The sequence below is a fragment of the Halopseudomonas pelagia genome (assembly GCF_009497895.1).
Taxonomy (GTDB): domain Bacteria; phylum Pseudomonadota; class Gammaproteobacteria; order Pseudomonadales; family Pseudomonadaceae; genus Halopseudomonas; species Halopseudomonas pelagia_A.
Map to the genome: position 1 here is coordinate 3,287,683 of NZ_CP033116.1, position 12,117 is coordinate 3,299,799.

Sequence of the window (12,117 nt, forward strand, 5' to 3'; positions counted from 1 at the left end):
GCAGAGCCCGCCATCGGAGCAACGTCCGGTCCTATGCTGACGCGCCCGTGATGATCGTCAAAAGGCAGAGCGCTTCCAAGATACCAGCAGCTCCCGCCTAGCCTGCTCTGTAGTAAGCCCAAGCGTAATGGGGACAGGTTGATGCAAACCAGATCGTCCGTTTCTGAACGGTTCGTTTCGGCGCCTACAGGTAGGAACCGGCCAAAAGCGCCCATTGACTAAAACCTGGACTTGCCCAGCATTCAATAACGGTAACTATTATAGTAGTTAATGCCGGACAGCACCTTCCTCGTCGATCAAGCGTTCGCCCCTCCTTGCTTCTACCCAGCGGACAAACCAGAACCAACAATCCTCTCGGCCATGAGGTGCGGCATTAATAATTTGAAGCACCTCGGCCCTCGAGTATGCTCTAAGCATATCCGCGATATGACGCAGTTCCAGACATTTATAGGAACAAGAGAGGGCGCGCTCAAGGAGCTCCTCATGCACGGCACGGTGCAGGGGATTTGCCTTCTCGGCTAGTCGATACAGCAAGATTTCTTGGTCTATATCGCCCGATCTAATGCACCGCCGCAGGGCATCGACAGGAAACAGATCGAAGCCCTCGGAGAATACTTGCGGAATGAGCGCCGCTAGGGCAGGTACCGCAAGCATGCGATCCAGCAGCTTGGGGTTGTAGGCAGCAGCCCCTTTCAACGCCTTTAACACCGCTGCAGCACGGTCGTCATCTAGATGATTCAAGGCATAGTCGATAGCTAACTCGGGCGAATGAGCTAATAGTTCTGGAGTGTAGTGATCCTCCCATTGGCTCATCATGCTTTGCAGCGCGATCCAATGAGGAAAAGGATATTCGATACCATCGGTCGCCTTTAAGCTAAGTACTAAGCCAGATCTGTCTTGCCAATCATGATACAGCGAAAGGGCTTGTCGAAGGTGGTATTTAGGAAGTGCGCTGGGTTGTTCCGCTATGAATCTTACAATGTGGGGAATCCCGGCCGGATACACTCGCGCAATAGCGTTGAACACATCTTGCATCGCCTTTGGCTGCATTGGGTTACCCAGCCGCCGCCAGACCTCGTCGATGAGCGATATTGGAGCATTTGGGAGCCAACGCATGTGAGCTAGCGCAGGGACGTCGTGGATACCCGCGAAGGACGCAGGCAATTGCCCGATCATTTCAGGCAGTACGCTCTCACCATGACGCGTAATTAGTACCCGCCAACCAGCCTCGGCATGCCCCGCAGTGATCCAAGACCGCGCTGTTTCGTCATCGATCTCACACGAGAACTCCTCGCTGAGTTTGTGATGATGGGCGGCACCAGTCGCTAAAGCCACACGCTGGTAACGAGCGACCCATGGTGAGCCACGTTGTGCGACGGCATAGCCGAGCAGCTCTTGCGCACGCGGCCTCATGGTAGGAAAGCGGGCGAGTAGTAGACCGAACACATCGTCATCACCGCAACCAACTAGCGCTCGGTTGAGTTCGATCCAACCGCTGGAATTTAGCGCTACGACGGATTCCACTAAACGTTCGTATTCGATAGCGATGAATCGGGCTAGGGCCACATTTCTGCGTCTTGAGGCGGCGTGCCGAAGCAACCAAGCGTGCGAAGCAATGACAGTGTCGAGATGCGGACGAACCCATTGAGGTAAATCGCCACAGCAACCAATCGCGGTGCCAGCCGCCTCTGCCCAGCTTATTCGGCCGTCAGCCGCAACTTGCTCTAACCAAAGGCTCCATTCCTCCCCACCACTCTCCGCGATTACATCCAGGACGAAGCCGCTATTCGGTGCCCCTAGCCATCCAGCAAGCGTAGCCCGCTGCGCATAGAGGGCTTGGGGGCGAAGAGCCTGCTTCCAATCAGATAGGTAGATGCCAGATCGATCTAGATCGGCGAGCACGTCCAAAACCGGACGGAGAAGCTCCGAACGCTCCCCCTCCAGCGCAGCAATGGCGGCTCGGTTGCGCACAGCCAAGCGAGGATCTAAAAGAGCGCGGGAGAGAGCTTCTTCTAGTGCAGGAGTGGGGTTTTCTCGGCCGCGGCTTACGTCGAGCGCAGCGGCCAGCACAATATCTTCCCCAACAGCGGCGTTTACGTCGGTTTCTGCTGCGCGTGCACCCGACTGGATAGCCAAAGTATAGCTCTCTCGCGTCCTAAGAAGGCCTATAGCGCGCTGGGAGACAGCATCGCTCAGCAATCCGCGCCCAGTGAGCCAGCTCCAGTACAGATCGTGAAAAGGAACTGCCTGATTGCCGCGATCAAGAATTGTGCCGAGGCTCTTTAGGAGTCTGGCCGGGTCGGCGATGCCCACCATAGCTGATCGAGTCTGGAGCTCACTCGCTAGGCGACCAGAGGATCGCGTTCCCGCTAGGGATAAGTCGGCCACGGCACCGGCGAGCACTTCTGTGAAGCGCTCGGGTAATCCGCGCATAAGATGCTCATGGAATTGGCGTAAAAGATCCCCCGTCGTACCTGGGCACGCGCCTGAAAGAACGTGTATGGCGAGAAGGAGGGGTAGTCGCAGAAGGTCAATAACGGAATAAGGTGGAAGCACTTCACCTGGATTTGCGGCTGCGACTGCAAGCGCTACTCGGTCGGGCGGCAGCAGTTCGAGGACCCATTGCTTAAATGTGCCGTCGTCGACGTCTGCGAATTTGGACGTCGCAACAAGCCGTGTGCTTCTGAGAGCACGCAGCGCGCGCCGCTTCTCGCCTATTTGCCCAGCACTCGCAAGTTCGGACCAACCGTCTACGAAAACACATATTCTTGGGTCTTGGAACAAAGTAGATAATTTGACTTCCGGAGCCGCCTCCATGACCATTTTTTCCAGGTCGTTCCAGCTTGCCGCTTGTCCTGCTGGGAGAAACAGTGGGACAACCTTTCCAGATGCAAGTAACTGGCTTGCTGCATGCCAAAGCGCATACGTCTTGCCTGAGCCAGGCTGGCCGACGATGAGGTGCTTTTTCTCCGGGAGCCCGATGAGGTCCGACACCGAAGCGCTCGTGGGAACACCATCTAACGTGCTCTCGATGACACGTCGCTCCCCTGAAAATGCGGCCACAAGGGCGTCCCGAGCTGCAACCTTGGCTTCAGGGAACAGCAGTTCGATTGATGGTGGCGCACCAGTCTCAATTAAAGACTCCGCCAGGTCGCGTAACTCGGCAATAGAAAGGTCATTGCTCGGCCGCTCAGCACGCTCACCCAATAATTTTACGGCGACACTTGACGGAACTGAGATCGAGGTCGCGCGCTCCAGGCAAGCTTGAAGTTGTGTCCCGGTTAAGCGACGTTGACCCGGCCCGAGCGCACACTCGATGGCATCGCGAAACACAGCATCGTATGCTCGATCTGCCATGTCCGTGGTCGACCGGAGCTCATTGCGTCGATCCACGATAGCCCGCCGATTGCTCTGCTCAAGAGAGCGCCAATCCGGTGCTCCGCACGCGAAGACCAGCGGACTGAGAAGTTCAGTTCTAAGCTGCTGGGGAAGGCTACTTGTGACAAAGCTTCGAAGTTCTTCAGAAAGCTTACGCTGGAGAAGAGCCGCGCGAATCTCCTCGACGTCCCCTCCTGATGCTGCGGCTTTCCAAGCAGTCAGACCAGCCACACCGGAAGGCAACGTATCCTTTCGCTCCTGTCCGACACTCGATGTTGTTAGAAATACAAATCTTACTTCGCGGCCAGGATTGCGGGCACGCAGCCTGTACAAAGACTCAATTGCGGCCAGCACGTCTGGCGAGTTCAGCGTTACCGCGCCTGACTCGCGTGTATCTTTAACCTGCGTGGCCCTCAGAACATCATCCGACCTACCAGGCTCACGAAGGAGCTCGGCAAAATCCTCGGCGACCTCTAAGTAGAGTTCATCGTTTTCACCTAGCTCCAACCAAGCGGCAGCCGAGGCGTGGAGCTGGTAGACATAACCACGAAGCGACGCAGTTGCTTGCCGGATCAGATCTTCTGATGGAACACGCCAGACCTGAGAGGGGTCTCCAAAGATAGAAACGGATTTGGTCGACATGAATTTGACTCCAGCCAAGCAGCTGCATAGTGAGGATTGCTGCGCAGTATCTTAACTGGCTAGAGACTCTGCTACAGCCATATACCTGCTGGTCAGAGGGTATCGGTTCAATCAAAACTAAGCAAAATTTATAAGGAATTCATGGAGGGAAGCCACGAGGCTCATACAGCTAAGCTTTTGGCTACTAGCCTTGGTTGAACGCCTATGGCCGACAGCTCCCGCATATCTGAGCCCAACACATATCTTTGGAGCTCTTTTAAATTGTCTCACCTACCCCCAACCCTCCACAGCTCATCCCACTTCGTACTATAGCTCGGACTTTTCAGCTCCCTCTTCATCCCCCACCCTGGCGTCCCCGGCACCCGAGCCGGCCGAAGAGTTCCTCTACCCCACCGCCCATTGATTTCATCCAGCAGGCTCATCACCTTCTCAGCTGCAGCCGGCTGCACTTCGGCAAACAAATCATCCGTGAACTCACCCTGCTGTCGCAGATCCAGCAGCATGATTTCCGCCTTGGCGTAGGCATGGCCAGGTCTGAATATCGCTTCCAAACCCTTCAAAGCTGCGCGGACGATCAACCTGGTGTCATCTGATGGATATGGCAACTCGCACACAATGCCCTTGGCAAACTTCGCTTCATCCGGATTGAACATGCCGGTGCGGATCGCCACGCGGATCCGCTTGCACAGCGAGCCCTGGGCCCTCAGCTTTTCACAAGCGCGCGCGGCGTAGGTGGCCACCGCTTCCTTGATTGGCTCCATCTCGTGCAGCCGGTGACCAAAAGCTCTGCTGCTGCAAATTTCCTGCTTGGCCGGCGCGGTTTCCTCCAGGGCTAGGCATGAAACGCCCCGCAGCTCGCGCGCGGTCTTCTCGATAACCACACTGAACTGCTTCCGCAGCGTCCAGGCATCCGCCTGTGCCAGGTCCCAGGCAGTCTTGATGCCCATAGCAGTCAGGTGTTCATTCATCCGCCGGCCGACGCCCCACACCTCACCCACCGGCAGCGCCTTTAATAACTTATCGCGCCGCTCAGGGTCGCAAATGTCCATCACGCCGCCATAGTGCTTCTGCCACTTCTTTGCACCATGGTTGGCCAGCTTAGCCAGCGTCTTCGTCTGTGCGATCCCAACACACGTGGGTATGCCCGTCAGCTTCAGCACCTTGGCGCGGATCTCTCGGCCCAGCTTGTCGCGGTTATCGATCCCGGTCATATCGGCAAAGGCCTCGTCAATCGAGTAAACCTCCAGCGCCGGTACCAGGCTTTCAATGACCGTCATCACCCGCTCGCTGATGTCGCCGTACAGCGCATAGTTCGAGCTGAACGCCAGCACCCCATTGCGTTCCAGCTTCCCGCGGATCTGGTGATAAGGCTCGCCCATCTTCACAAAGGGTTTGGCATCCGCACTTCTGGCAATCACGCAGCCGTCGTTGTTGCTCAGCACCACAATGGGCACCCGCAGCAGGTCCGGCCGGAACACTCGCTCGCACGACGCATAAAATGAATTGCAATCGATCAGCGCAAACACCGGCTCAGCCATGGCACCGCTGCCTTTTGATGTTCCAGGTCACCACTCCCCAGATCACCAGCTCATCGCCTTCCATCACATACCGCGGCGCAAACTTGGGGTTCTCCGCATGCAGAATGATCTGGCCTGCCTGCTTCAACAAACGCTTAACCACGGCCTCACCGTTGATCGCCGCGATGACGATATCCCGGTGCTGTTCATTGAGCGCTCGGTTAACCACCACCAGGTCACCATCATTAATACCCGCTTCAATCATGCTTTCGCCGTTGATGCGCACAAGGTAGGTGTGCGGCGCATTGATCTCCAGCAACTCATCCAGCGAGAGCGTTTGCTCCATGTGGTCCTGCGCCGCATTCCCATATGAACTCATTCCGCCCATATCTTGTCAGCGCTCGATAGAAATAGAGGCGCTGCCGAGTTCCTCCAGCGCCAAGTTGATGTAGTCGCTGAGGAGGACGCTCAGTTCAGTAGGACTTCTGCCGTGGCTGAGTTCGAGAGCAACATCCTTAAGATTGGACTGTAGGGATTCGACGGCAAGCTTTGCTTTAATCAGGTCCAAGGTGCTTCCAAACCTCGCCACTTCCTCGAATGCCAAGTGAATGTACGGCTCAAGACTGCTGATCGAGGTGTGACCCGTGTACTCTTGAACCTTCCTCTTGAGAGTCTCACCATCCAGGAGAGCGTGTCGGAAATCGTCCCCATTCTCGTACTCATGTTGTTCAATCAAAGCCACAAAAAGCTTGGTAATGAATCTGTGCCGGAACATGTGTGCGCAGGCCTGCTCTTCGATCTTGGCAGCCTTGGCAAGCAGCAGTAGCTCATTCGTCAGAGTCTCGGTAGCGAGCCTTAGCCCACTACTCTCGGAAAGAAGCAGATAGCCCAAGTCACCAGCGGCACCGACCGTCTTCTTAATGATCCGGTGCCGGAACTTTTCGATGAAGTTCACGATCAATTCGAGGTCCGTTTTGGAGACGGGCAAGTACCTGTACTCTTCCCTTCCTCCTGAGCGCTTGGCGGTGAAGACCTTCAGAACCGGCTCTTGCTTCAACCCCCTCGCGTTATAGATGTCTTCGACTCTGATGTTCGCGACCTCAACTCGCCTTGCCCCCGTAATCTCCAGAAGCTTGACCAGAATGAAGCGTCGTCTCCTCTGATAGGTCGTCCTGCTCACATCCGGAATGACCTCGATCAGTTTTGCGATATTTGTCGAGTTGATAGGTAAACGCCGTGTTTGAGGCTCAGGGTTAGGAAAAGAATGGTGGTGCCAGTAAGTCGGCATAAACATTGGCCGTCCTGACTCTGTTTATGAAAGTGTGTCCGGGTTTTAATCAACAACAAGGCCAGCTTCATTGGCAGACTGTTCCAGCCGCTGCTCAGCAACAGCGATACCTTTACGAATGGCCTCTGCGGAGGCGGAATCCTCGAAGCCAGCCAATGCCCGGCGCCAGTAATTGATCGCCTGTTCATAGCGGCCGTCGTCAAAGGCCTCGACCCCCAGTATGCCCAGCGCCGTTGGCTCACGTGGATCCTTGTCGAGTATTTCGTCGATCAGCGCATGCACTTCATCGGTCAGGCTGCGCCCGGCCACAAAGAATTTTATCTGAGCCAGTTGGGCCAGAAGATCTACTCTGCGGCCTTCCAGTTCGATCAGTCGTTCCAGGGCGTCAATCGCCTGACCCGGTTGACCGATCTTCTGGTAAAGCGGAAACAGCAAGGACCAGACCTTGGGATTATCCGGCTGAGTCCCGGCTTCCTCTTCGAGCCGACCAACCAGGGTTTTCATTGAGGCACCGGGCGTGTTGAGCACGTCCTGCTGGGCGGCATGCAGCGCCAGATCGCCATCGGCACCCAGCCATCGATAGCCGATCATGCTGGCAGCCATGACTGCCGTTATCACCAGTGGAATCATCAAACGTCCTGACAGGGGGCGCCTGAGAGGCATTCGGCGATGGGCCTCGGTGTCCTCCAGCAGATTGCGGTCCAGCTCGTGGCGGCCTTCTTCAAAACGGGCGACGTCAATCTCGCCGCGATCGCGGGCGCTTTTCAGGGCTGAAAGCCGGCGTTCATAGACGGCCAGGTTTTGCGCCTCAGCGTGATCATCGGCCTCAAACCGCTGCTGCCAGTCATGGATCGCCCTTGCTCTTCGCAACGGTAGACTCAGGAACCACAGCGCTATAAGCAACAGTGTGCCGATACTTAACCAGAGCATAGTCATTCCGACCTCTCACGATGACGATGAATCAAAGAGGACAGGCGGGTACGCTCCTCCTCGGAGAGCGGCCGCACTCGCCGGTGCCTGCGTGCCCGGACAAAGGCAATCACAACCAGGGCGCCTCCTGCTACCAGCGCTGCCGGCAATGCCCAAAGCAGCCACGTGCGCCCGTCAAGGCGCGGATTGTAAAGAACGAACTCGCCAAAACGATTAGCCATGAAATCAAGAATTTCCTTATCCGCACGCCCCTCATGAAGCATCAGCGCTACCCGCTCCCGCATGTCCGCCGCCACCGGCGAATCGGAGCTGTCGATGGCTTGAGCATCACATTTAGGGCACCGCAATGACGCCGTAAGGTCGCGATAACGCTCCGCCATCACCGGATCCTCGAAATGACGCGCATCAATTGCCGTATCCGCCATCGACTGGAACGAGGCCATCAAAAGCACGATGACCACACAGCAACGGATCTTCAGGGTTAGCGCCATTTCTCTACCTCCATCATGACTTCATCCACCTGGGCGGGCGTTATGTACCCAACGTGCTTGTATCGAACGATACCGTCTGCGTCGACCAGGAAGGTTTCGGGCACGCCATACACGCCAATTTCAAAACCCAGGTCACCGGCAGGATCGAAGATGTTGACCTCGAAAGGTTTTCCGAACTCTTCGAGAAACTGTCGCCCCAGGTCACGGGCGTCTTTATAGTTGATGCCCACCATCTGAATGCCGCGCTCGGAGAGCGCCAGTAGCTGGGGCATTTCCTCCTTGCAGGTCGGGCACCAGGATGCCCAGACATTGACCAGAGATATCTGCCCGCGAAGCAGGGATTCATCCACCTCGGTATCAGGGTCCTCCAGCGTCGGGAGCGTGAACGCGGGAAACGCCTGGCCTATCAGGGCTGACTCGCGAGCACTGGGATCCAGCGAAAGCCCCCGGTACAAAAAGAAGGCCAGGCCAAGGAACACCACAAACGGAAGCAGCAGCAACAGGCGACGCATCATGCGCGAACCTCGCGTGCCGGCCTCATCGATTCGCGGTCAGCTGCGGCTGCACGGCGGCGACGGTAGCGACGGTCTGCCACGGCCAGCACGCCCCCGGAGGCCATCAGCAGCGCACCCAGCCAAAGCCAGCGTACAAATGGCTTGACCTGTAGGCGCATTGCCCAGCTGCCGTCGTCCAGTTCCTCCCCCATGGCCACGTAAAGGTCCCGCAACAGGCCGGGGTCGAGTGCGACATCGGTCATCGGCTGCCCTCGGGCAATGTACAGGCGCTTCTCCGGGTACAGGGTGGTGACAATCCGGCCTTCACGGGCAACCTCGATGGTCGCCGTATCGGCGAGGAAGTTGGGCCCCCGACGCTCGCCCAGTTCGGTCAGCGTAAAATCGTACCCGCCCAGATTCACCTGCTCACCGATATCAAGCCGCACATTACGCTCCATGGCGTAGTTCGACACCATCACCACGCCCACGATGGTGACGGCCAGGCCCACGTGGCCGACCACCATGCCCCAGTATGAAGGGGTCAACTTACGCAATCCGGACAGCGCAGAGGACGCATTGCGGACTTTATCAAACAGGTCGCGCACCAACGCCAGTACTACCCACAGGGCCGCCACCATCCCCAGCGCCACGGCGACATTCCACTGGCCGTTGTAAAGAAACGGTATCGATATCGCAATCGCCAGTGCGGCCAAGCCCGCCCCCAGTAGTCGCCGGAACAGCTCCCGACCGGGCATCTGCTTCCAGCGTGAGACCGGCCCCAGCCCCATAAAGGCACACAGCATGACGGTCAGTGGCACGAACAGGCTATTAAAGTAAGGCGCGCCGATACTGACCTTGCCCAGCCCGAGTGCATCCAGGATCAAGGGGTACAGGGTGCCCATCAGGACCGTGATCGTCATGATGACCAGCAAAATATTGTTGATCAGCAACAGAGCATCCCGGGAAAGCCAGCTAAAGCCCGCATTGGCGCTCATTCGCGGCGCCCGCAGCGCAAAGATCAACAGCGAGACGCCGACCGTGATGCCCAGCAACACCAGAATAAAGAGCCCCCGTGACGGGTCATTGGCAAAGGCATGAACCGAGGTCAGTACTCCTGAGCGCACCAGGAAGGTCCCCAGCAACGAAAGTGAGAAGGTGACAATGGCCAGTAGCGCCGTCCAGCTCTTGAACGCGCCGCGCTTTTCCGTGACCGCAAGAGAATGAATAAGGGCTGTCCCGCTCAGCCAGGGCAAAAGCGATGCATTCTCCACCGGATCCCAAAACCACCAGCCGCCCCAGCCCAGCTCGTAGTAGGCCCACCAGCTACCCAGAGCGATGCCGAGGGTCAGAAAGGCCCAGGCAATGTTGGTCCACGGCCGAACCCAGCGCGTCCAGGCCGCATCGAGACGCCCTTCGATCAGCGCAGCGATGGCAAAAGCAAAGACCACTGAAAAACCCACATAGCCCATGTAAAGCATCGGCGGATGGATGATCAGGCCAACATCCTGCAACAACGGATTCAGATCGGCACCGTCGGCTGGCATGCCCGGCAACAGGCGATCAAAGGGACTGGACGTAACGACGATGAAAAGCAGGAACCCTGCGCTGACGACACCCAGAACTCCCAGAACCCGTGCCAGCATATCCCGTGGCAACTGGCGGGAAAACAGACTGACGGCAAAGCCCCAGCCACTGAGAATCAGACTCCATAACAGCACCGAGCCTTCATGAGAGCCCCAGACGGCGGTGAACTTGTAGTACCAGGGCAGCATCGAGTTGGAATTACGGGCCACATAATCCACGCTGAAATCATCCAGAAGAAAACTGGCGGTCAGGCTGGCATAAGAAACCAGTAGAAAAACAAATTGCCCCCATGCCATGGGCTCTGCAAATGCCATCCACAACGGGCGCCGGGTGGCGGCTCCCAGCAAGGGCACGGTCGCCTGAAGCAGCGACAGGCAAAGTGCAATCAATAACGCGAAGAGACCAACTTCAGGGATTGTCAGGGTAAGCATTTCGGGGCCGTGTTCGGTTGCGGGTTCGGCGATGACCGAACCTATCGGTGAAGGTTTCTCAGGTATTGCTTCGTCAGCCAGCCACAAGGCCAGCTGACGAATTCTCTATTACTTCCGACCAGGTTGGCGGGTAACGCGCAGATACGGTGTCTGCTCATCCCATCCCTTAGGGAAACGTTCTTTGGCCTCTTCGTTGGAGAGCGACGGAACGATGATCACATCCTCGCCATTCTTCCAGTCCACCGGCGTGGCCACTTTGTGGTTGTCGGTCAGTTGGAGCGAATCAATGACGCGCAGGATCTCGTCCAGATTGCGCCCGGTGCTGGGCGGATACGTCAGCATCAGACGGATTTTTTTCGCGGAATCGATAATGAATACCGTTCGAACAGTCACCTTGGGATCGGCTTTTGGATGGATCATTCCGTACTGGTCGGCAACCACCTGATCCTTGTCTGCCAACAGGGGAAAATTGAGCCCCTTGCCCTGGGTTTTCTCGATATCCTTCGCCCAGTCTTTATGGGAGTCGAGCGGGTCGACGGAGACCCCGATCAGCTTCACACCGCGACTGGCGAACTCGTCCTTACGCTTGGCGAAGGCGCCGAGCTCTGTGGTACAGACAGGGGTGTAGTCGGCGGGGTGTGAAAACAGCACGGCCCAGTCGTCTCCCAGCCACTCATGAAACTGAATGTTTCCCTCGGTGGATGCGACGGTGAAATCGGGAGCGGTTTCTCCAAGTTGCAATGTCATCGTTTCATTCTCCTTTGCTTTGGCTGTCGTTCTCGGTTCGTCAGTACAGACGATATCTTTAAAGTCAACTTTAAGGTCAAGGCGTTTGTCAGATGTTTTTTAGCCTGATCCATCGAGCTCGACGTTCGTGCCCGATTTTTCGGGTATGAAACTGACATAGAGGAAAAGCACGGTGCCCAGCACAATGGCGATATCGGCAAGGTTAAAGGCTGGCCAGTGCCAGGATTGCCAATAGACATCAAAGGAATCCACAACATAGCCGCGGAATATCCGGTCAATCAGGTTGCCCATGGCACCGCCAAGAATAAGACTGTACGCGATGGCTTCTCCCCTGCGGCGGCACTGAAGAATCAGCCCGATCAGTACAATCGAGACAACTACCGCGATTGTGATAAGAAAGTATCGCTGCCAACCTCCGCCATCGGCAAACAGGCTGAATGCGGCGCCGGTGTTCCAGACATGAACCCAGTTAAAGAACGGGGTCACCGGAATCGATTCGCCATACGCCATTGACTGCTGGACCAGCCATTTTACAACCTGATCAGATGCCGCAATCAGGCCCGAAATCGCCAGCAGGCTATACGGCAAGAGTTTTTTGGTAACGATGGACATTGT

General features: G+C 56.7%; 10 protein-coding genes. All 10 read right to left on the bottom strand.

All coding sequences use genetic code 11. The features are described from left to right. Positions 1-267 precede the first annotated feature (267 nt). Positions 268-4,020, bottom strand: a complete 3,753-nt coding sequence (locus EAO82_RS15240) for a hypothetical protein (protein WP_096346799.1) — start codon at positions 4,018-4,020, stop codon at positions 268-270. 266 nt (positions 4,021-4,286) lie between these two features. Then, positions 4,287-5,558 carry a translesion error-prone DNA polymerase V subunit UmuC gene (gene umuC, locus EAO82_RS15245; protein ID WP_096346798.1) on the bottom strand — a complete coding sequence of 424 codons (1,272 nt, stop codon included), beginning with the start codon at positions 5,556-5,558 and terminating at the stop codon, positions 4,287-4,289. After that, positions 5,551-5,916, bottom strand: a complete 366-nt coding sequence (locus tag EAO82_RS15250; RefSeq protein ID WP_231703221.1) for a LexA family protein — start codon at positions 5,914-5,916, stop codon at positions 5,551-5,553. Before EAO82_RS15250 ends, umuC begins: the two co-directional genes overlap by 8 nt. 15 nt (positions 5,917-5,931) lie before the next feature. Continuing rightward, complete coding sequence (locus EAO82_RS15255; RefSeq protein ID WP_096346796.1) at positions 5,932-6,831, bottom strand: site-specific integrase; 900 nt, start codon at positions 6,829-6,831, stop codon at positions 5,932-5,934. Between the two features lie 39 nt (positions 6,832-6,870). Then, a complete protein-coding gene (gene ccmI, locus EAO82_RS15260) occupies positions 6,871-7,755 on the bottom strand; it encodes a c-type cytochrome biogenesis protein CcmI (protein ID WP_221412486.1) in 885 nt (294 codons plus the stop codon). Positions 7,756-7,757: 2 nt separating this feature from the next. Continuing rightward, positions 7,758-8,246: a cytochrome c-type biogenesis protein gene (locus tag EAO82_RS15265; protein ID WP_011784903.1), complete on the bottom strand. Its 489-nt coding sequence runs from the start codon at positions 8,244-8,246 to the stop codon at positions 7,758-7,760. After that, positions 8,237-8,761: a DsbE family thiol:disulfide interchange protein gene (locus EAO82_RS15270; RefSeq protein WP_011784902.1), complete on the bottom strand. Its 525-nt coding sequence runs from the start codon at positions 8,759-8,761 to the stop codon at positions 8,237-8,239. The genes EAO82_RS15265 and EAO82_RS15270 overlap by 10 nt, the downstream gene beginning before the upstream one ends. Next, a complete protein-coding gene (locus EAO82_RS15275) occupies positions 8,758-10,755 on the bottom strand; it encodes a heme lyase CcmF/NrfE family subunit (protein WP_096346805.1) in 1,998 nt (665 codons plus the stop codon). Before EAO82_RS15275 ends, EAO82_RS15270 begins: the two co-directional genes overlap by 4 nt. A gap of 108 nt (positions 10,756-10,863) precedes the next feature. Beyond that, positions 10,864-11,502 carry a peroxiredoxin gene (locus EAO82_RS15280; RefSeq protein WP_096346794.1) on the bottom strand — a complete coding sequence of 213 codons (639 nt, stop codon included), beginning with the start codon at positions 11,500-11,502 and terminating at the stop codon, positions 10,864-10,866. Positions 11,503-11,601: 99 nt separating this feature from the next. Further along, positions 11,602-12,114, bottom strand: coding sequence for a signal peptidase II (gene lspA / locus EAO82_RS15285; RefSeq protein ID WP_096346793.1), 513 nt, complete (start codon positions 12,112-12,114; stop codon positions 11,602-11,604). Between the last annotated feature and the right edge of the window lie 3 nt (positions 12,115-12,117).